The organism is Rhizobium sp. K102 (assembly GCF_022385315.1).
Classification (GTDB): domain Bacteria; phylum Pseudomonadota; class Alphaproteobacteria; order Rhizobiales; family Rhizobiaceae; genus Rhizobium; species Rhizobium croatiense.
In genome coordinates this window covers 118,280-138,041 of the sequence record NZ_CP092438.1, presented here as the reverse complement: position 1 = coordinate 138,041, position 19,762 = coordinate 118,280, and the positions used below count along the sequence as shown (strand labels likewise).

The 19,762-nt window shown below is 61.2% G+C and carries 17 protein-coding genes and 2 pseudogenes; 11 read left to right on the top strand and 8 right to left on the bottom strand.

Translation table 11 applies throughout. From position 1 onward, the window contains the following. Positions 1–22: 22 nt before the first annotated feature. From MHI61_RS31245 to otsB, 6 genes and pseudogenes are all read right to left on the bottom strand, one after another. Positions 23–751 carry an SDR family oxidoreductase gene (locus MHI61_RS31245; protein WP_222140411.1) on the bottom strand — a complete coding sequence of 243 codons (729 nt, stop codon included), beginning with the start codon at positions 749–751 and terminating at the stop codon, positions 23–25. Positions 752–775: 24 nt separating this feature from the next. Further along, positions 776–2,036, bottom strand: a pseudogene (locus MHI61_RS31240) (sugar ABC transporter permease). After that, a complete protein-coding gene (locus MHI61_RS31235) occupies positions 2,033–2,854 on the bottom strand; it encodes an ATP-binding cassette domain-containing protein (protein WP_096769076.1) in 822 nt (273 codons plus the stop codon). Before MHI61_RS31235 ends, MHI61_RS31240 begins: the two are co-directional and overlap by 4 nt. A 69-nt stretch (positions 2,855–2,923) precedes the next feature. Next, complete coding sequence (locus tag MHI61_RS31230; RefSeq protein WP_176539282.1) at positions 2,924–3,997, bottom strand: sugar ABC transporter substrate-binding protein; 1,074 nt, start codon at positions 3,995–3,997, stop codon at positions 2,924–2,926. 231 nt (positions 3,998–4,228) lie between these two features. Beyond that, positions 4,229–5,113: an AraC family transcriptional regulator gene (locus MHI61_RS31225; protein WP_097666477.1), complete on the bottom strand. Its 885-nt coding sequence runs from the start codon at positions 5,111–5,113 to the stop codon at positions 4,229–4,231. A 201-nt stretch (positions 5,114–5,314) separates the two neighbouring features. Further along, positions 5,315–6,093, bottom strand: a pseudogene (gene otsB / locus MHI61_RS31220) (trehalose-phosphatase). Between the two features lie 121 nt (positions 6,094–6,214). On the opposite strand from otsB, the gene MHI61_RS31215 reads away from it, so the two are divergent. The 5 genes from MHI61_RS31215 (at position 6,215) to repC (ending at position 11,870) form a co-directional block, all read left to right on the top strand. Then, positions 6,215–7,300 (top strand): ROK family protein, encoded by a 1,086-nt coding sequence (locus MHI61_RS31215; protein WP_239793672.1) that lies wholly within the window; start codon positions 6,215–6,217, stop codon positions 7,298–7,300. A gap of 413 nt (positions 7,301–7,713) precedes the next feature. Further along, positions 7,714–7,890: a hypothetical protein gene (locus MHI61_RS31210; protein WP_170964972.1), complete on the top strand. Its 177-nt coding sequence runs from the start codon at positions 7,714–7,716 to the stop codon at positions 7,888–7,890. Positions 7,891–8,162: 272 nt separating this feature from the next. Further along, positions 8,163–9,380 (top strand): plasmid partitioning protein RepA, encoded by a 1,218-nt coding sequence (gene repA, locus MHI61_RS31205; RefSeq protein ID WP_097580800.1) that lies wholly within the window; start codon positions 8,163–8,165, stop codon positions 9,378–9,380. Continuing rightward, positions 9,377–10,366, top strand: a complete 990-nt coding sequence (gene repB, locus MHI61_RS31200; protein ID WP_239793671.1) for a plasmid partitioning protein RepB — start codon at positions 9,377–9,379, stop codon at positions 10,364–10,366. The genes repA and repB overlap by 4 nt, the downstream gene beginning before the upstream one ends. Positions 10,367–10,565: 199 nt before the next feature. Beyond that, positions 10,566–11,870 carry a plasmid replication protein RepC gene (gene repC / locus MHI61_RS31195; RefSeq protein WP_239793670.1) on the top strand — a complete coding sequence of 435 codons (1,305 nt, stop codon included), beginning with the start codon at positions 10,566–10,568 and terminating at the stop codon, positions 11,868–11,870. A gap of 42 nt (positions 11,871–11,912) precedes the next feature. Here repC and MHI61_RS31190 read toward each other — a convergent pair whose 3' ends face one another. After that, positions 11,913–12,236, bottom strand: a complete 324-nt coding sequence (locus tag MHI61_RS31190) for a type II toxin-antitoxin system RelE/ParE family toxin (RefSeq protein ID WP_239793669.1) — start codon at positions 12,234–12,236, stop codon at positions 11,913–11,915. Then, a complete protein-coding gene (locus MHI61_RS31185; protein ID WP_239793668.1) occupies positions 12,236–12,517 on the bottom strand; it encodes a type II toxin-antitoxin system Phd/YefM family antitoxin in 282 nt (93 codons plus the stop codon). Before MHI61_RS31185 ends, MHI61_RS31190 begins: the two co-directional genes overlap by 1 nt. 186 nt (positions 12,518–12,703) lie before the next feature. On the opposite strand from MHI61_RS31185, the gene MHI61_RS31180 reads away from it, so the two are divergent. The 6 genes from MHI61_RS31180 (at position 12,704) to MHI61_RS31150 (ending at position 19,693) form a co-directional block, all read left to right on the top strand. Continuing rightward, a complete protein-coding gene (locus MHI61_RS31180) occupies positions 12,704–13,696 on the top strand; it encodes an LLM class flavin-dependent oxidoreductase (protein WP_239793667.1) in 993 nt (330 codons plus the stop codon). Positions 13,697–13,718: 22 nt separating this feature from the next. Beyond that, complete coding sequence (locus MHI61_RS31175) at positions 13,719–15,068, top strand: LLM class flavin-dependent oxidoreductase (protein ID WP_239793666.1); 1,350 nt, start codon at positions 13,719–13,721, stop codon at positions 15,066–15,068. Positions 15,069–15,085: 17 nt separating this feature from the next. Continuing rightward, a complete protein-coding gene (locus MHI61_RS31170; RefSeq protein WP_239793665.1) occupies positions 15,086–16,285 on the top strand; it encodes a M20 aminoacylase family protein in 1,200 nt (399 codons plus the stop codon). A gap of 8 nt (positions 16,286–16,293) precedes the next feature. Continuing rightward, positions 16,294–16,845: a GNAT family N-acetyltransferase gene (locus tag MHI61_RS31165; RefSeq protein WP_239793664.1), complete on the top strand. Its 552-nt coding sequence runs from the start codon at positions 16,294–16,296 to the stop codon at positions 16,843–16,845. Positions 16,846–16,880: 35 nt separating this feature from the next. Further along, the gene (locus tag MHI61_RS32685) at positions 16,881–18,656 is read left to right on the top strand and encodes an amino acid ABC transporter permease/ATP-binding protein (RefSeq protein WP_275593102.1); all 1,776 of its coding nucleotides are present in this window, start codon (positions 16,881–16,883) and stop codon (positions 18,654–18,656) included. A gap of 92 nt (positions 18,657–18,748) precedes the next feature. Continuing rightward, complete coding sequence (locus MHI61_RS31150; protein WP_239793663.1) at positions 18,749–19,693, top strand: ABC transporter substrate-binding protein; 945 nt, start codon at positions 18,749–18,751, stop codon at positions 19,691–19,693. Positions 19,694–19,762: the final 69 nt, after the last annotated feature.

The following is a 19,762-nucleotide window of genomic DNA, read 5'->3' as shown; positions in this document are numbered from 1 at the left end:
GCGAGAGGCCGGCAGACCCTCGTCAGATATCCGTGCTCTGCGGCAGAATGACGAGATCGCGGATCGTGATGTTGCGTGGCCGCGTCAGCATGAAAAGCACTGCTTCGGCCACTTCTTTCGGCTCCATCAGGCCGCCCGCGGCGAGCGCCTCATCGAGCTTCTCCTGCGGCCAGTCGCTGAGAAGCGCGGTGACGACGGGGCCCGGGGCGATGGCACCGACGCGCAGGCCGTGTTTGGCCACCTGCCGCCTCAGCGTATGGACGAAGGCCTGGACCGCATGTTTCGAGGCCGTATAGATCGGCTCCCAGACGACCGGGACCATGCCGGCAACGGAACTCGTCAGAATGATATCCCCGGTCTTGCGCTCGACCATGTGCGGCAGCACGGCGTGCACCGAGCGGAAGGCAGCATTGACGTTCAGATTGAGCATGCGGTCCCAGGCGTCGGGGTCGCCGGTCAGCACCTCGCCGCCGATATAGGAGCCGGCATTGGCGTGGAAAATATCCAGCTGGCCTGCCTTCGCCAGGATCTCGGGCATCATCCGCGCCACGCTTTTCGGATCCGTGAGATCGATGATCAGGGGAATGGCATCGGCACCGAGCGCCGAGCAGATTTCCTTCAATGCTTCTTCGTTCCGGTCGACCAGCACCACTCGGGCGCCGGCGGCAAGCATGGCCTTGGCGCATTCCAGGCCGATACCCGATGCGGCTCCGGTGACGGCCGCTACCTTTCCAGACAGATCCTGTCCCATTTGCTTCCTCTGCTTCCTGGTTGTTTAGGCCCGGCCGTGCGAAATGCGCGATCGGCGTGCCAGAGAGTTCGACGATGACGGCGACGGCAAGAACGGCGCCGGTGATCATGTAGCGAAGCGATGACGACAGATCGAGGAGCGTCAGCCCGCTGGCGATCGACTGGATGACGATGATGCCGAGAAGGGCCGAATAGGCGCTGCCGCGCCCGCCGAACAGGCTGGTGCCGCCGATCACCGCCGCAGCGATGGCGTTGAGATTGACGTCGCCGGTGCCGGCCTGCTGGCTTGCGGTTGCGAGCCGTGCCGCCGAGAGCACGCCGCCGGTTGCCGCAAGCAGGGCACAGGCGACGAAGGCGCTCGCATAGATACGCGACACATTGATGCCCGAGCGGCGGGCAGCCTCCCTGTTGCCGCCGACGGCTTGCATGGAGCGCCCCCATTTCGTGCGCGTCAGCGCATAATTCATCGCGATGACGAGGCCGACGAAGAGGCCGAACATCCAGGGGACACCACGCGACTGGTTGAGATAGAAGGCCACCGCCTCCAGAGCAACGGTGATGATGACAGCGCGCAGAACAAGTCCGCCGACCGATTTCGACGAAAGGCCGGCCGCCCGCCGCCGCGCCGCGGTGCGGTAGCTGGAGAAAAAGAATGCAATGCCGGCAAAGGCTACGAGCGCATAGGCGACTGGATCCGGCATGACCATGATCTGCCCGAAATTCACGAGCCACGAGCCATAGGTCAGATTAATCGAGCCGGTTGATCCGAGAATGTAGAGCTGCAGCCCGAGAACGGCGAGCAGTCCAGACAGGGTGGAGACGAAACTCGGCATGCCGAAGCGGTTGAAGAGGAAGGCGTAGAGCGAGCCGATCAAGGCGCCGACAGCCATGGCGGCGAGGATGGCCAGCACTACCGGCCAGCCCTGGTTAATCCAGAAGACACCGACCAGCGCCGAGGCAAAGCCGCTGACGGAGCCGACGGACAGATCGATTTCTCCAACCATCAGAATACAGACGATGCCGAGCGAGATGACGCCGACCGTCGAGCAGTCGAAGAGCATGTTGACGAGGTTGGCGCTAGAGAGAAACACGGGATTGAGCGCCTGGAATACCGTCCAGATGATCGCCAGGCCGACGATGACGGGCAGCGAGCCGAGGTCGCCGGAGCGGATGCGGTCGATAAAGCCGCGGATCCATCCAGTGAGGCTATCGTCATGGCGTACTCGTTCATCGCGCCGGTCGAGAAGCGGATGTGCTGCCGGTTCGTTCTGAATGGTCTTCATCATGGCCTGCCCTCCTCGTTCTCTTGGCCTTGCGCCTTGCGGCGCATGGCGCGGCGGGAGACGGAATTGTTGGACGCGCCGGTGATCGCGCTGACCAGCGCTTCGTTGGAGGCATCAGGCATGAAGGTGCCGTTGTTGCGCCCGAGCCGAAGGACGACGATGCGGTCGGCGACGGCACGCACATCCTCCATGTTATGGCTGATCATGATGACGCCAAGGCCGCGCTCACGCACGCGTTCGATCAGATCGAGCACTTCGGCCGTCTGGGCGACGCCAAGTGCCGCGGTAGGCTCATCGAGCATGATCAGTTTCGGTTCGAGTAGCAGCGACCGGGCGATCGCCACGGTCTGGCGCTGCCCGCCGGAAAGCGACGCGACCGGCTCGCGCACACTGGGGATTCGGGCCGAAAGCTCGTTCAACAGCTTCCAGGCGCGGATTTCCATGGCGACCTCATCGAGTTGGAAGGGATTGAGCTCCTTGCCGAGAAAAATATTGGCGACGACGTCGAGGTTTTCGCAAAGGGCCAAGTCCTGGAAAACGGTTGCAATGCCGAGATCAAGGGCAGCACTCGGGCTCGACAGATCGACCTGTTTTCCCTCGAATAGTATGGTACCGGAACTGGGCTGGTGCACGCCCGCCAATATCTTGACCAGCGTCGATTTGCCGGCGCCATTATCGCCCACCAGCGCCACGACTTCGCCGGCATGCACGTCGAGTTCGATATCGGTGAGCGCTGAGACCGCACCGAAGTTTTTCGATATTCCGCGCAAGCTGAGAACGGGCTGGCGGGCGCCGTCGAGTATATGAGAGGTGTCGGACATCGCCTGGCCTTTCCGAAGCGAAATAAGGCAAGCGCGGCCGGCGATCCGGCCGCGCTTGCCTTGGCTTGATTACTTGGTAATGCCGAGCTTCTTGCAGCCGTCGGCATAACGGCCGGTGCACAGCTCCTCGGCGGTGTTGATCTTCTTGTCGATGATCTCGGCCTTGAGGTTTTCGGCGGTGACGACAGCTGGCACGAAGAGCTGTGCCGGCGTGTCGTAAAGCGTCATCTCCGCCTTGATCGTCTCTCCTGCCAGGAGCTTGACGGCGACGTTGGCCGCGGCCGCGGCGACGATTTCGCTCGGCTTGGAGATCGTATTGTACTGATCCCCCGATATGATCAGCTGCAGCGCGGCGATCGTCGCGTCATTGCCGGTCACCGGCGGCACGGGATCGACACCGGCGGCCTTGAAGGCGGCGATGGCGCCGCCGCCGGTACCGTCATTGGCGGCGACGACGCCGACGATCTGTTTGCCGAAGCGGGTGATCTGGCCGGCCGCCCATTGCTGCGCATTCGCCGGCTGCCAGTTCGGCGTGTCGAATTCGGCAAGTGTCTTGTAGCCGCCGCTGGCGAGACCCTCGTGAATGCCGTCCTTGATCAGCCCGGCGGCCGCATCGGTCGGCGAACCGTTGATCTGCAGGATGCCGCCGCCGTCGGTCGGCACATTCTTCGCCTTCAGATGCTGGACCAGCGATTCCGCGATTGCCTTGCCGATCGCCTTGTTGTCGAAGGAGACGTAGAAATCGGCCTTGCCCTTCGGGATCGGACGGTCATAGGCGATGACCTTGACGCCCTGGCTCTGGGCGAGCTGGACCAGAGATGCGGCGGCTGCCGAATCCACCGGATCGAGCACAATGACCTTGGCGCCCTGAGTGATAGCCGAATTGAATTGCTGCTGCTGTTTGGCGATATCGGCATCGGCATTCTGATAGATGACCTTGCATGAGGCGCAGAGCTTTTTCATCTCCGCGACGAAGCCCGGATGGTCATGCTCTTCGTAACGGGTCGAGCCCTGGTCGGGCATGAGGAATGCGACCGTCGCATCCGCAACGGCGCTTTGCGCGAAGGCGGAAGCACTGCCGAGCAATGACAGGACAAGTGTTGCCGCGCCTGCCGCTTTTGTCGAGAATTTCATCATTTCCATCTCCTCCCATTGGAAAAATCGTGTAGTTTCGTCGTTGCGGTGTTCTCTGAACGAGCCGCCTCGCCTGTCCCGGCGGTTTGCAGTTTTCTAAGGACAAGCGTCTGCTTTCGCGAACCGCTCATTGCGTGTTCGCGCTCAAACCAGTGTCAGTTTTGTCCCCTCCTCCTCGTCCTCCCTATCGCCCTTTTCGGCGGATGGTCTATCACCCAAAAGCGTGCTCGTCCGGCGCTCTTACGCCGCCTTGACCACGTTGATATTGTCCCCCAGCAATCGTCGGAAGCGGGAGGGCGTCATGCCCTTTTCCGCGAGGAACTGGCGGTTGAAATTGGATAGATTGTTGAAACCGACCTCGAAGCAGATATCGGTGATCGATGCGTGATCGTCGCTCATCAGGATCTGACAGGCGAGGTTGATGCGCAGGCGTTTCACGTATTGCACGAGCGACATGCCGGTGTGGCGACGGAAGGCGCGCGAAAAGGCGCCGGTGGACTGTCCGGCAATCCCGGCAAGGTCGGCTTCGTCGAAGGATTTGGTCAGGTTCTCCCTGATATAGGCGAGTGCCTTGTTGATGCCGGCCGACATGTATCCGGATGGATCAGGCAGATAGCTTGGGCTGGCGAGAAGCTGGGCATCCTGCGCCCGGCTGAGCAGGCCGACGATCATCATGAAGAGCTCGATGCGACGCACGCCCTGCGCCTGCTGCACCTCGTTCATCAGCGGCGCGACCTGCCGGCTGGTCTCGGCGCCGAAGAGCACGCCGCGGCGGGACGCTTCGAGGACCGGCTCGAAGGGGCCGAGTTCGGCCAGCACCTTCATCGTATCGCTGATGAAATTTTCGCTGAACTGAATGAGCTGGCATCGAAGCGGAATGCTCGATCCCTTCGGGACGTCGCTGATCCAGTTGTGGGGAAGATTGGGGCCGGCAAGCACGAGATTGCCCGGTTCGAACTCCCCGATGAAATCGCCGACGAAATATCGACCGGTTGTCGCCACGACGAGATGCAGCTCGTATTCCGGATGAAAATGCCAGCGAACCGTATGATAGGGATAACCGTGCGCCTTCGTCGCGAAAGATTCGCCCGGACGGATCTGAACGACTTCCAAGTCAGGTTCCATCGTTTCCTCCTCCGAGGACGGGTTCCAAGCCCACCCGCCAAATTCCCTTTTTGGCTTTATTGTTGAGCGGAGTGTAGTGATCTCGTTTCGCGCCTGCCACCACGATTCACGGTCAAAACCGATACTTTTTTGACGGTTGACGCGGCGCAGGCGGTGCAAAGACGACGACAATCCGCAGCGGAGATCGCCCAAAGACCTATGTCAGGCGGCCAGGGCGGCGATGACGTTCCTGACCAGCGCAGCCGAAGACAGCCGGCTCGTGGCGCAGCTCGGAGCGCCGATCGCCCCGACGCGTACGGAAACGCCGCCGCGCGCATTGGCGATCGCAAACATCGACTCGTCGGTTAGATCATCGCCGATGGTGATCGGGCAGCGGTCCTTGAACGGGTCCGACTGAAAAAACGCTCCAGCGCATCACCCTTGCTTGAGCGTGCCGGCCGCAGCTCGAAGACCATCTTGCCGAGCTGCAGCGCCCAGTTCGGCCCGGCGACCTTGGCATAGTGATGCATGCGCTCTTCGAGCACTTTTTCATATTCGGGCGCGAGCCGGTAATGGGCGGCAACGGCGGCACCCTTATCCTCGATCAGCACGCCTGGATAGTGCTCGGCTTCGGCGGTCAGGGCATGTTTCAGAGCCTGAAACTCGGGTGTCGCCTCAAGCGTATGCATTCCGGCGGCACTTCTGATCTCGGCCCCATGCAGGCCCGCTGTCGGGAATGCAAAGGGTTTAAACAGGGCGTCCGCATAGGCAAGCGATCGTCCGGTCACCAGCGCCAGGGCGCCGCCGAGCTTGTTCGACAGGCGGTGAAGCTGTCCGGGAAGAGCCTCCGGGACTTCGATTGCATCCGGCGTGGGCGCGAGATTGAGCAGCGTTCCGTCGATGTCGAGAAACATTGCCCAGCGCTCCGGCTCGTCCAAAACCAATGAAAGCATTTCCTGTGTCGCGGTGTCGTCCTGCACGGCATTCTCCAATCCTGCAATCATTGAAGCTAGGTCGCCGGCCGGCAACGACAAGATGACTCGGCAGTCGGGAACATCCAGAGGCAAGTCGGCGTTTTATCTGGCCGCCCGTCCAAGCACTCCCATCGTAAAAGGTACATTGATGGCCAAAAGCAGTTCCAAGCATAGCGAGGAGGTCAACGCGCCATTGGCGCATGGTGCGACTGTTCTGCCGCTGGTGACCATCGACGACTACAACAACGAACTGCGCGACAAGAACGGTTTCGTCGGCGACAACGCCAACAAGGAAACCTTCCAGCAGAAGCTCGACGATTGGAGAAAACATGTCCGCAAGTTCGGAGATGATCCGATCGGCAAGGTTGCGACGGCAAAGCTCTCCAAGAAAAAGATCGAGGCTCTGCTGAAGGGAGACGATATGGAGGCCGCCGCACTTGTCATGGGTGCGGTGGAGGATTTCGCGCAGGCCTTTGCCGAGGTGATCGGGAAATTTCTGAAGGACAAGCGTTGGGGCAAGACCGAGCGCATTGTGGTCGGCGGCGGCTTTAGGCAAAGCCGCTTCGGGGAGCTGACGATCGCCAGGACCATGGTTCTTCTCAAGGCGGCGGGCATCAATATCGAGGTCGTGCCGATCGTCCACCATCCGGACGAGGCGGGACTGATCGGCTCCGTGCATCTCATGCCGCCCTGGATGTTCAAAGGCTACGAGGCGATGCTGGCCGTCGATATCGGCGGCACCAACGTCCGCGCCGGCGTCGTGGAATTCGGAAAGGAAAAAGGGCCGCATTTTGCCGATGCGCGCGTCTGGGAATCGGTCATCTGGCGCCATGCCAACGACGAGCCGAGCCGTAGTGCGACGATAGAGAAGCTGGCGGCGATGTTGCAGGGGCTGATCGACAAGGCCGAAAAAGCCAATCTGAAACCGGCGCCGATTATCGGGATCGGCTGTCCCGGCATCATCAAGGCCGACGGCTCGATCGAACGCGGTGGGCAGAACCTGCCGGGCGGGAATTGGGAAAGCGACAGCTTCAATCTCCCCGCCGCGCTGATAAAGGCAATTCCCGAGATCGGTGACCACAGCACATTCGTGATGATGCACAACGACGCCGTCGTGCAGGGATTGTCGCAGATCGCCTTCATGCACGACGTGTCGAGATGGGCGGTGCTGACCATCGGCACGGGCCTGGGCAATGCGCATTTCACCAATCGCGAGGGGATGAAGGCGCGATAGCGGCTGACCATCTGTCCGCGCTTCATGGCTGGCGCACACGTGGCAGCAAAGGTTTATGGTAAATAGTCGGTAAATAAAGAGGAATTTGGCAGACGGAAGTGAAGCAGTCGATAAGTTCCGCTAGAGACGGTTCGTTCGTAGCCGAGTGCGGATCGGTTGGGCTGGGAGAATGGCATTCAGCCGGTCTATTGCCCGCCGAGCATATCCATCGGCACCTGATTCGCCTAGCAGGAGCTTTTGTCATCTTTGTCCGGGACAATCCTGCCCCCGTATTGCAGGCGCGCTCCCTCCCCTCCCCTTCCGACTTTGAATCGAAAAGATGGTGATAACGCCGGCGGGCAGTTCTCCGCAGGTTCAAATTGCGCTTATCTCTGTGGCTCCTCGCAAGCCCATACGCAGACGAAAGATGGAAGATGAACTTCAAGGGAATAAGCGCTCCGCTCAATGCCGGTCGTCTCGAACAAATGCTCGGCCTTGCTCCGTCACGCCGCGATCCCGAAGCCCAAGACGCAAATGACAAGTCCTCCGGCAATGAACCCGTCCGCGGGCTGGAGGCCGAAAGCCTGTACCGTTCGTCTGTCTATAAGTGAGAAACGGCATCCTCAGCCGGGCCGGGCCGGGCCGAGCGACGGAGCCAGTCCGCGATGAGCCGGCAATGACGGTTTGGCGGTTCCGCCGGCTTCGGCGGATGCGGTCCTGGCGTCATTGTCAGCTGACAACTCCGCTAAGATTCCGGAATTCCACGTGATTTTTTCGTTGAATCCGGTTTGTTATTGATTGGCTAACCAAGAAATCGCTTGACGGAATCACCAGACTCACGATCATTTGCGCAAAATTACCCGATTTATCAGGATTTGCGTGAATGCCGACCAAGGCCGCGATTGTTGAGAAAGCCAAGAGGGCGAGTCAGGTCTCGATCGACGAGACGATTGCGCAGGACTCGACGATGCTCAGCAGCCAGTTGCAGGTGCTGTTCGAGCGGTTGTTTTCGCCCGATGCCCGTAAATCGTTGCGGCGGTTCAGCAGCACCGAGACGGCCAAGCTGCTTGGCGTCACCGACAGCTATGTTCGCCACCTCGCCGCGCAGGTGGAAAGCATCAATCCCGAAAAGACGGCCGCCGGCCGCCGGGTGTTCTCGCTCGAAGAAATTCATGCGATGCGCCAGCATCTCGGACGCACCAAGCCTTCCTATCTGCCGATGCGCCGGCCGGGCGACCATCTGCAGGTGATCGCGGTCACCAATTTCAAGGGTGGCTCCGGCAAGACGACGACATCCATCCATCTGGCGCAGTTCCTGGCGCTTCGCGGTTACCGCGTCCTTGCGGTCGACCTCGATCCGCAGGCATCGATGTCGGCGATGCTCGGCTATCAGCCGGAATTCGACGTCGGCGAAAACGAGACGCTTTACGGCGCCATCAAATATGACGAGACGCGCCGCGACGTCGCCGACATCGTCCGCCAGACCTATTTCCCCGGTCTCGATCTCATCCCCGGCAATCTCGAACTGCACGAGTTCGAACACGACACTCCAAAGGCGCTGGCCGATACCAACCGCGACGACAAGGACATGTTCTTCATGCGGGTCGGCAATGCCCTGCATTCGCTGGAGCAGAGCTATGACGTCGTCATCATCGATTGCCCCCCTACCCTCGGCTTCCTGACGCTGTCGGCTCTGTGCGCCGCCACCGCGGTGCTGATTACCGTTCATCCGCAGATGCTCGACGTAGCCTCGATGAACCAGTTCTTGACGATGACCTCCGACCTTCTGGCCGTGGTCAAGCAGGCAGGCGGCAACCTCGATTATGACTGGATGCGCTACCTGGTCACCCGCTATGAGGCCAATGACGGTCCGCAGGCCCAGATTGTCGCCTTCCTGCGCAGCCTGTTCGGCGAGCGCGTGCTGACCTCGATGATGGTCAAATCGACGGCGGTTTCGGATGCGGGCCTGTCCAAGCAGACGATCTACGAAGCGGGACGCGAAACGATGCATCGCCAGACCTACGACCGCGGCGTCGAATCCGTCGACAATGTCAATGCCGAGGTCGAGCAACTCATTCGCAGTGCGTGGAGCAGGACATGAGCCCAAAAGGTCGCGATATCCTGAAGAGCATGGTCGGCGCCGTGGAGCCGGCACGGCCGGAGGCACCGGGCGCGCTGCCGCAGCATCGGCCCTCGGGCGCGGTCAAGGCGATGAACCTGTCGCTCGGACGATTGGGTGAGGAAGCGGCAGCCGCCAAGGCCCTGCGCGAATCACTTGCCTCCGGCGACAGGGTGCTGGAGATCGATCCGGCTGCCGTCGAGATGTCCTTTATCCGCGACCGCATTCCGGTCGACAAGGACCCTGAATTCGAGCGGTTGAAGCAGTCGATCCAGGAAAGCGGACAGCAGGTTCCGATCCTGGTGCGGCCCGATCCGGTAAAGGCCGGGCATTACCAGGCTGCCTACGGTCACCGGCGTCTGCGTGCGGCTGCCGAGATCGGGGTTCCCATCAAGGCTGTGGTGCGCAAGCTGACGGACGAAGAACTGATCGTCGCACAGGGTCAGGAAAACGGCCCGCGTGTCGACTTAAGCTTTATCGAACGGGCGCTGTTTGCGCGGCGCATGGATGAACACGGCTTCAGCCGCGACATGATTGCTCAGGCGCTGGCGACGGACAAGCCGGAAACGTCAAGGCTGCTGCAGGTGGCGCAGACGATCGATCCCGAGATCATTCTTGCCATCGGGCCGGCGCCCAAAGTCGGACGGCCGCGCTGGTTGGCCTTTGCCGAGAAATTCAGGGAGGCCGGCGGGCAGAAGAAGGCGCGGGCCGCAATTGGTGCGGCCGCTTTCCAAACGCTGGAGAGCAATAGCCGCTTCGACGCCATCTGGAAGGCGCTGGAGGAAAAGAGCGCACCGCAGAGAGCCGAGCAAACGCTTCGCACCCAAGGCGGCACGCAACTTGCTTCGGTGACCCAGTCCGGGAAAACCTTTCGCATCACCGTCAAATCGGCGGCGTTTTCAGAATTCCTGGCTCAGCGGTTGATTGGCCTCGCCGCCGAGTTCGAAGAGGAAAATGAGGGAAAATGAGGCAGTTAGACCGATTGTCAGCTGACAATTCGGATAGGAGATAACCCGCAAAAGAAAAAAGCCCCCGAACGTCACCGTCACGGAAGCTTTCCTCGTAGTCTTGAACACCTCCGAGAATCGCACTTCCGAGAATCGCTGTCAAGAGTTTTTGGCGCCGTTTTGGCGAGCGGATTTCTTTTGCCTCGTCGAGGTGGAAGAGATGGAAACCGGAAGTATAACGACGCCCTTCGGGCGGCGGTCGATGACGCTTGGCATGCTCGCAAGCCAGGTGATGGCAGGTGAGATCAAGCCTGATCAGTCGGTCGACAAATGGAAGCTGTTTCGTACGCTGTGCGAAGCAAAGCCGCTGCTCGGCATCAGCGATCGCGCGCTTGCCGTGCTCAATGCGCTCTTAAGCTTTTATCCGAAGAACGAGCTGGCTCAGGAAAACGGCTTGATCGTATTCCCGTCGAATATCCAGCTGTCGCTCAGAACGCATGGCATGGCCGAACAGACCGTGCGGCGGCATCTTGCAGCACTCGTCGAGGCGGGGCTTCTGCTGCGCAAGGACAGCCCTAACGGCAAGCGATATGTGCGCAGAGACAGGGCAGGGGAGGTCAACGACGCTTTCGGCTTCTCGCTGGCGCCGCTGCTTGCCCGCGCCGAGGAGATCGAACAGCTGGCAGCCGAGGTGATGGCCGAGCGGCTGCATGTTCAGCGTCTGCGCGAACGCATCACGCTTTGCCGCCGCGATATCGCCAAGCTGATCGAAGCGGCTGTCGAAGAAGACGTTCAGGGGGATTGGCAGGGCCTGTACCAGGAGTTTCGGGATCTGGTCGAGGGGCTGCCCCGGTCGCCGACGACGGCACAGCTCGAACAATTGCTGGACGCATTGACGGCGCTCAGGGTGGATATCCTTAACCGGCTGGAAATTCGAGTTAAATCGACAAAACAGCGCGGCAATGCCGATTATATCGAGCGTCACATACAGAATTCAAACCCCGAATCCATTTCTGAACTTGAACCAGGCTTCGAAACGAAGCAGGGCGCGATGCCGGAGCAAGACAATGGGCGAGGGGCCGGGACGCTGGAAGAGGGGAGGCGTGAGATTGCCCATCCGGGCAGGCAGGAGGAGAGGCAAGGTCGACGACCGGGCGCGCGCGATGATGCCGGCGGGCTGAAATCCTTCCCGCTCGGCCTGGTTCTGCAGGCCTGCCCGGAAATCCTTGCCTACGGGGCGAATGGCGAAATCCGCAGCTGGCGCGACCTGATGGCCGCGGCCGTGACCGTTCGATCGATGCTCGGCGTCAGTCCGTCAGCCTACGAGGAGGCCGCAAACGCAATGGGACCGGAAAATGCCGCGACGGTGATGGCATGCATCCTTGAGCGCGGCGGCCATATCAATTCGGCCGGTGGTTACCTCCGCGACCTGACGCGGCGCAGTGAAAAGGGAGAGTTCGCGATCGGCCCGATGCTGATGGCGCTCCTGCGGGCAAATGCGCCGGCCGGCCGAAAAACTGGATAAGGTGCGAGGGTTGGTGGCCGCTGCAGCTTGATTTGCCGAATGTCAGCGGATCAGCCTTCGCTCCAGGAAAGCCTGCACGTCGCGGCGCCCATCGGCAACGCAGTAAACGACGACGTCGGTGCCTATGATGCGATAGATCATGCGCCGGAGCTTGTGGTGCAGCTCCCGATTTCCGGTGAGGCCGATGCTCGTAAGCTCTTTCGGATTATTTCCACGGGCAGGGAATTCTGCGAGATCGGTACACGCGCTTTCGATTTCCGTCAGAATACGCTCGGCTGTCTCGGCGCCGTCGCGACGGGCGGTGAAACGATAGAGATCCTCGATGTCGCGTTCCGCCTCCTCGGCGAAAAGAACATGGTACGACATCAGGATTGGCTGTCGGCCAGACGTTTTCGGATGCGTGCGAAGGATTCGGCAGCAGGGCGCAACTTGCCCTCCTCGACTTGCCGGTTGGTCAGCGCCAGAACTTTCAGGAGCGCCAGGGTCTCTTGTGTTTCCTCGTATTGGCCGACGTCCTGCAGAATAGCTTTCGCCTCGCCGTGAAGAGTAATGACGACCGGCTGCGGATTGTCCTTCAGTGTCCGGATGATCTCCGGCGCATGCGTCTTGAGATAGCTGATGGGTTTCACCTGTTCTGACAGCCTCATGCGGTCGCTCCCTTTCGACCAAAAGATAGATCACCGAATGGCCGATTGAAAGGAGCCTTTGCCGGTTGAGGCGCGGCCGCTTTTTTTCACGCAACCTCCGCGAAAGAGAATGTCATTTCTTATAATGAAGTTTGTCTACTGATTTTATAGATTAAACTTTGCAACCAGTGATCGGATCGTGATCTCATGACCTATCTCCTCAGCCTTCTCGACAAAAGCCCGATCGAACAGGGTTTCACTGCTGCGGATGCGTTGCGGGCAACGGTGAAGATTGCCGCACGAGCCGAGGAACTCGGTTATCACCGTTTCTGGGTCGCCGAACATCACAGTATGTCCAATCTGGCGAGCTCCGCGCCGGAGGCGCTGATCGCCTACCTCCTCGCCAGGACCTCAAAGATCCGTGTCGGCTCCGGCGGCGTCATGCTGCAGCACTATAGCGCCTATAAGGTTGCCGAGACCTTTAATCTTCTGGCATCGCTCGCGCCTGGCCGGGTCGATCTCGGCGTCGGCAAGGCGCCGGGCGGCTTTCCGTTGTCGACACGCGCCCTGCAGCTTGGCGTCGATCCGTCCAGGAAGCCGGATTTTGCAAGTCAGCTTTCCGATCTCAACGTCTATCTCGCCGCCGATCCGAATTACGACGGTGCGCAGGCGACCCCTTTCCCGCCGACGGCTCCGGAGCGCTTCTTACTCGGCGCCAGCGTCGAAAGCGCCGAACTGGCGGCCGAGAAGGGCTGGGAACTGGTCTTTGCCGGTCACCTGAATGGTGATCCTGACAATCTGCGCAGAACCTTCGAGGCCTATGAGCGGGCATCGGGCGGCAAGCGGCCGATCCTGGCGCTCGCAGCCTTTGCCGCCGAAAACGAGGATTATGCCCGCGAGCGCGTCGGCAAGCTGCGCATCGTCAAGCTGTTCCTGCCGAACGGCCAGACCGTCAATGTCGGCAGCGCGGAGCAGGCGGCCGAATTTGCCCGGCAGGCCGGGGTGACCGACTACCGCATCGAGGAGAAGGTGCCGAGTGTGCTGCACGGCACGGCACAGCAGATCCGCAATGAATTGGACGAGCTCCATCGCCGTTACGGCGTCAAGGAATTCGTGCTCGACACGCCGGCGCTTTCAACTGCTGACCGCCTTGCCTCCATCGAGCTGCTCGCCGCCGAGCGGCTTTCCCTCGTCGCCTGACCTTTTCAAGGAGATCGATCCCATGGCTCAGAAACACGTCACGTTCGGCATCATGCTGCAGGGTCCGGGCGGCCATATGAATGCCTGGAAACATCCGTGCGGACCGGCCGATGCCAGCGTCAATTTCGACTTCTTCGTGAGGACGGCACGCAAGGCGGAGGCGGCCGGCATCGCTTTCGCCTTCGTCGCCGACGGGCTATACATCAACGAGCAGTCGATCCCGCATTTCCTCAACCGGTTCGAACCGATCGCCATTCTCTCGGCGCTGGCGGCTTCCACCTCGAAGATCGGCCTCGTCGGCACGGTCTCGACTTCCTACAGCGATCCCTTCACCGTTGCCCGCCAGTTTGCCTCGATCGATCTCATCAGCGGCGGCAGGGCAGGGTGGAATGCGGTGACCTCGCCGCTCGAGGGTTCTGGCAGGAATTACAGCCGTGAACATCCCGAGCACGAGCTGCGCTACGAGATCGCTGAGGACTATATCGACGCGATCAAGGGTCTCTGGGATTCCTGGGACGACGATGCTTTCGTGCGCAATCGCGAGACCGGCGTCTTTGTCGACAAGGCGAAGATGCATCGCCTCAACCATAAGGGTCGCTTCTTCCGTATCGAAGGGCCGCTCAATATCGGCCGCTCGAAGCAGGGCCAGCCCGTTGTCTTCCAGGCGGGCGCTTCGGATTCCGGCATCAGGCTCGCCGGCAAACATGCCGATGCTGTCTTCACCAATGGCGGACCGTTCGAAGAGGCTCGAGGCTTCTATCGGCAGCTCAAGGACAGTGTCATTGCTCAGGGACGCCCCGCGGCGGAAGTCGGCATCTATCCCGGCATCGGCCCGATCGTCGGCAAGACGTCCGAGGAAGCGGAAGCCAAGTACCAGGCGATCCGCAATCTCGTCACGATCGAGGAGGCGCTCCTCTATCTCGGCCGCTTCTTCGATCATCATGATTTCAGCGTCTACCCGCTCGATGAGGCTTTTCCTGACATTGGCGATATCGGCAGGAACAATTTCCGCGCCACCACCGACCGCATCAAGAGGACGGCGCGCGAGAAGGGGCTGACGCTCCGCCAGGTCGCGCTCGATTCCGCGACGCCGCGCACGGCTTTCATCGGCACTGCGGAGCATATTGCCGATGAGATCATCCGCTGGGTGGATCATGGCGCCGCCGACGGCTTCATTCTCGGCTTCCCCGTCATCGCCGAAGGCTTCGACGATTTCGCTGAGCACGTTCTGCCGATCCTGACCGAGCGCGGCTATTTCGATCCGGTCCTGAAGGGCGAGACGCTGCGGGATCATCTGGGCCTGCCCTTCCGGGAGAGCCGGTATGCGGTCAGTGCCGACCAGGTCGAGCAGGGGAGGGCTGTCGGCGCCTGAGGCGCCGGCGAACCGCCATGGACACCATCGCTCTGAACACGCGCAGCAACGATCCGATCGAGACGGGCATCGCCGCCTATCTCGACGAGATCATCGCGCTTCGCCACGACCTGCATCAATATCCCGAGCTGGCCTTTCAGGAGTTGAGGACCAGCAAGCTCGTGGCATCCCGCCTTTCCTCCTGGGGCTACGAGGTGGCGACGGGCATTGCCGGCACCGGCATCGTCGCCACCCTCAGGCGTGGCGAGGGCAGGAAGCGGATCGGCATCCGGGCGGATATGGACGCGCTGCCGATCGAAGAGGCGACCGACCTTGCCTATGCCAGCAGCAATCCCGGCGTCATGCATGCCTGCGGCCATGATGGTCATACTGCGATCCTGCTGGCCGCCGCCCGCTATCTCGCCGAAATCGGCAATTTCAGCGGCACGCTCAGCCTGATCTTCCAGCCCGCCGAGGAAATCGGCGCCGGCGCCCGCAAGATGATCGCCGAAGGCCTGTTCGAACGGTTTCCCGTCGATGCGGTCTTCGGTTTGCACAACTGGCCGGGTGTGCCGACGGGGCAGTTCGGTTTCGTCACCGGCCCGGCCATGGCCTCGGTCGATCAGGCGGTGATCAAAATCATCGGCAAGGGCGGCCACGGCGCCGAGCCGCACCGCGCCGTCGATCCGGTGCTGGCTTCCGCCTCCTTCATCACCGCATTGCAGAGCGTCGTCTCGCGCAATGTCGATCCGCAGGATATGGCGGTCGCCACCGTCGGCTCGATCCATGCCGGCTCCGCCTCGAATGTCATCCCCGAGAGCGTGGAGATGAAACTGACCATGCGGGCCTTCAGCGAGCAGGTTCGCCAGCTGCTGCAGGAGCGAATTCCAGCCCTTGCGCGCGCCCAGGCCGAAAGCTTCGGCGCGGCGGCCGATGTGAACTACCGGCTCGGTTTTCCGGCGCTGGTCAACCATCCCAAGGAAACGGCCTTTGCCCGCGATGTCGCCTATGACGCGCTCGGCCTTGCGGCGATTGTGAAGGATTTCCGACCGCGAACCGCGAGCGAGGATTTCGCCTTCATGCTGCAGGCCAATCCAGGCAGTTACCTCTTCGTCGGCAACGGCGACAGTGCGCCTCTCCACAGCGCCCACTACGATTTCAACGACGCGATCATCGCGCCCGCCGCCCGCTACTGGGTCCGGCTCGCCGAAACATTCCTCACTGAAGACAACGGGTGACGAACGATATGAGCGACACGTTTCTTTATACGACCCCTCTCGATCCCCGAGCCAAGCCGTTGATCGATGAGCTGATCCACGAATATGACAGCCGCTACGGCACCTATTTCAATGCCGAAGGCGCTGCAGCTGAATTGAACCGCTATCCCCCCGAAGCCTTCGCGCCGCCTCACGGCAATTTTCTCCTGCTGATCCGCAATGGCGAAACTATCGGCGGCGGCGCGTTCAAGCATTACGACGATCGCACCGCCGAGTTCAAACGCATCTGGACACGCTCGGACCTGCGCCGCCAGGGCCTTGCCCGCAAAGTGCTGGTGGAGCTGGAAGCTCAGGCGGCCCGCCAGGGATATACGAGGATCTATCTGACGACCGGCTTCCGCCAGCCCGAGGCCGTCGGCCTCTACCTGAGTGATGGCTACACCGCTCTCTTCGACACGTCAGCCGATCCCGAGATCTACAAGAGCCTACCCTTCGAGAAGGACATCACCCATCTCGTTTCGCCGGTCTTCGGAACCAAGGCGGCCGAACCTCGCCTACGCGTGGCCGGCGCAAATCTCTGAAAGCGACAAGACGATAATCATAAAAGGGATGCAGAATGGCACTGACAACGGATTTCGCCGGCATTGAGCCGGGCAGCAGAACGGTTGAACCCAAGCAGGATCATTCCCGTTTCCGCATCGTGCCGGCGCGCCATCCCGAGAGGCTGGCGGGTACGATATTCGCGGCCGTCGTCATCGTCGCCGTGCTCTATTCCACCTTCACCAACCCGCGCTGGGGCTGGGACGTCTTTGCCGAATGGTTCTTCGCCGAACCGGTGCTCGTAGGCCTCGGCAGGACATTGCTCCTGACTGCGCTTGCCGCCATATCGGGCTCCATCCTCGGTACAGCCCTGGCGCTTGCCCGTGTCTCCAGGTCACCGCTGCTATCGGGCCTTTCTTGGGGCTATATCTGGCTGCTGCGCTCGATCCCGATGATCGTGCTGCTGCTGATATTGAACAATCTCGGCTATCTCTACGAAACGATCAGGATCGGCGTCCCGTTCACCGACACGGTCTTGTTCGATTATCCGACCGTGCAGTTGCTGACGCCTTTCGCCGCCGCCTTCCTTGGCCTCACGCTCAACCAATCGGCCTTCTTCGCCGAGATCGTCCGCGGCGGCATTCTGTCGGTGGATCATGGGCAGCTGGAAGCAGCCGCCGCACTCGGTCTGCCGCGCCGCCGCCAGGCCTTCCGCATCGTGCTGCCGCAGGCGATGCGCTCCATCCTGCCGACCGGGTTCAACGAGCTCATCGGATTGGCGAAAAGCACGTCCGTCGTCTACGTGCTGGCGCTGCCGGAGCTGTTCTACACCGTCCAGGTGATCTACCGCCGCAATCTCGAAGTCATTCCGCTGCTGATGGTCGCGACCGTCTGGTATCTGATCATTATGACCGTGCTGTCGGTCGCCCAGCACTATATCGAGCGCTACTTCTCCAAGGGCGCCGTTCGCAATCCAACACCGCTGCCTTTCCAGGCATTTTTCGAACGCTTCCGCCGCCCACTGCCGGTTCTCGATGGCGCAACCGACAAAGTGCGCAAGCATGGTTTCCATGATGCGACGGCTCTGCGGGCCGGCGGTGCCGTGCGCATCCACGGCATCTCGAAAAGCTTCGGCTCGCTGAAGGTGCTCGACGATGTCGAGCTCAACCTGCCGGCCGGCAGCGTGACCGCCATTCTTGGCCCCTCCGGTTCCGGTAAGTCAACGCTGCTGCGGTCAATCAATCACCTGGAGCGTGTCGACGACGGCTTCATCTCCATCGACGGCGATTTCGTCGGCTATAGCAGGAAGGGCGACACGCTCTACGAGCTCAAGGAAAAAGAGATCCTTAAACGCCGCGCCGATATCGGCATGGTCTTCCAAAACTTCAATCTCTTCCCGCATCTGACCGTGCTCGAAAACCTTATCGAGGCGCCGATCGAGGTTCGCGGCGTCGGCCGCGAGGACGCCGTGCAGCTGGCGCAGGAACTGCTGGCGCGCGTCGGCCTCAGCGACAAGATCCATGCCTATCCGCGCCAGCTCTCCGGTGGCCAGCAGCAGCGTGTGGCGATTGCCCGGGCGCTGGCGCTCCGTCCCAAGGTGCTGCTCTTCGACGAGCCGACCTCCGCACTCGATCCGGAACTCGTCGGCGAGGTGCTCGACGTAATCAAGGAACTCGCCCGCACCGGAACGACGCTCGTCATCGTCACCCATGAAATCGGCTTTGCCCGCGAAGTTGCCGATACGGTGGTCTTCATGGAAAGCGGCCGCATTCTGGAGGCCGGTCCGCCGGCCCGGATTTTCACGCAAGCGGAACATCCTCGAACGCGCGAATTCCTTGCCAAGGTTCTCTAGCGCCGAACAGCGCTGGTGAAATGCCGGGCCGCGACGGGCTGCTCCGGTCGAACGACAATAATCACAACCTTAAGACGAAGTGGAGAAGGGGCATGGCGTTTAGAGATAGAGTAAGACTTCTCATAGCGGGAGCTGTCACCATTGGCGCGATTGGGTTCGGTTCCGCTCAGGCGCAGCAGAAGTTCGATCTTAGCCCCGAACAGCCGAACCGGCTGCGGGTGGAAAAGAGCGAGAAGCGCATCGCTGAAATCAAGGACTTCAAGTTCGTCGAGAACGGTGTCTTCACCGTCGGCATCAGCTCGAGCGGTACTCTGCCGCTGCACGACTATGCCTCCGATTCCAAGACGGTCATCGGTTATGACGTCGATCTCGCCCAGGCCATTGCCGACAGCCTGGGCCTGAAGCTCAACCTCGTTTCCGTCGCATGGGCCGATTGGCCGCTGGGGCTCACCTCCGGCAAGTTCGATGCGGTGATCTCGAACGTCACGGTGACGGAAGAGCGCAAGCAAAAGTTCGATTTCTCGACCTACCGCAAGGATGAGCTCGGTTTCTACGTCAGGGCCGACAACCCGATCACATCGATCAAGGAGCCGCAGGATACCGCCGGCCTGAGGGTCATTACCGATGCCGGCACCAACCAGGAGAAGATCCTGCTGGAATGGGACCGGCAGAATGTCGCCGCCGGCCTCAAGCCGATCGAGGTGCAGTATTACGACGACGATGCGGTGAAGGACCTCGCTGTCCAGTCCGGCAGGGCCGACGCCGTCTTCAGCGTCAACGCTACCCAAGCCTATGCGGCGGGCATCAACGGCAAGACCAAACTTGTCGGCACCGTCAGCGGCGGCTGGCCGATCACGGCCAAGATCGCCGTCACCACGCGCAAGGGCAGCGGTCTGGCGGCGCCTGTCACCGATGTCGTCAACGACCTGATCGCCAGCGGCGCCTACAAGAAGATTCTCGACACCTGGAATCTCGGTCCCGAGGCGATCGACAAGGCCCAGACCAACCCGCCCGGCCTGCCGAAGAGCGGTTCGTAATGTTTACGGGACGGGCGGCCGTTTGAGCTGGTCCGTCCCTGCCTTTCACTGCAAACGGAGACATATCGA

Excerpts from the sequence above, each read along its gene's own strand:
- MHI61_RS31185 (WP_239793668.1), bottom strand. The coding sequence starts at position 12,517 with ATGAGGCTGTCAGAACAGGTGAAACCCATCAGCTATCTCAAGACGCAT.
- MHI61_RS32685 (WP_275593102.1), top strand. The coding sequence starts at position 16,881 with ATGGCACTGACAACGGATTTCGCCGGCATTGAGCCGGGCAGCAGAACG.
- MHI61_RS31225 (WP_097666477.1), bottom strand. The coding sequence starts at position 5,113 with ATGGAACCTGACTTGGAAGTCGTTCAGATCCGTCCGGGCGAATCTTTC.
- MHI61_RS31150 (WP_239793663.1), top strand. The coding sequence starts at position 18,749 with ATGGCGTTTAGAGATAGAGTAAGACTTCTCATAGCGGGAGCTGTCACC.
- MHI61_RS31170 (WP_239793665.1), top strand. The coding sequence starts at position 15,086 with ATGGACACCATCGCTCTGAACACGCGCAGCAACGATCCGATCGAGACG.
- repA (WP_097580800.1), top strand. The coding sequence starts at position 8,163 with ATGCCGACCAAGGCCGCGATTGTTGAGAAAGCCAAGAGGGCGAGTCAG.
- MHI61_RS31190 (WP_239793669.1), bottom strand. The coding sequence starts at position 12,236 with ATGTCGTACCATGTTCTTTTCGCCGAGGAGGCGGAACGCGACATCGAG.
- MHI61_RS31215 (WP_239793672.1), top strand. The coding sequence starts at position 6,215 with ATGGCCAAAAGCAGTTCCAAGCATAGCGAGGAGGTCAACGCGCCATTG.
- MHI61_RS31210 (WP_170964972.1), top strand. The coding sequence starts at position 7,714 with ATGAACTTCAAGGGAATAAGCGCTCCGCTCAATGCCGGTCGTCTCGAA.
- MHI61_RS31235 (WP_096769076.1), bottom strand. The coding sequence starts at position 2,854 with ATGTCCGACACCTCTCATATACTCGACGGCGCCCGCCAGCCCGTTCTC.
- repC (WP_239793670.1), top strand. The coding sequence starts at position 10,566 with ATGGAAACCGGAAGTATAACGACGCCCTTCGGGCGGCGGTCGATGACG.
- repB (WP_239793671.1), top strand. The coding sequence starts at position 9,377 with ATGAGCCCAAAAGGTCGCGATATCCTGAAGAGCATGGTCGGCGCCGTG.
- MHI61_RS31230 (WP_176539282.1), bottom strand. The coding sequence starts at position 3,997 with ATGGAAATGATGAAATTCTCGACAAAAGCGGCAGGCGCGGCAACACTT.
- MHI61_RS31245 (WP_222140411.1), bottom strand. The coding sequence starts at position 751 with ATGGGACAGGATCTGTCTGGAAAGGTAGCGGCCGTCACCGGAGCCGCA.
- MHI61_RS31175 (WP_239793666.1), top strand. The coding sequence starts at position 13,719 with ATGGCTCAGAAACACGTCACGTTCGGCATCATGCTGCAGGGTCCGGGC.
- MHI61_RS31180 (WP_239793667.1), top strand. The coding sequence starts at position 12,704 with ATGACCTATCTCCTCAGCCTTCTCGACAAAAGCCCGATCGAACAGGGT.
- MHI61_RS31165 (WP_239793664.1), top strand. The coding sequence starts at position 16,294 with ATGAGCGACACGTTTCTTTATACGACCCCTCTCGATCCCCGAGCCAAG.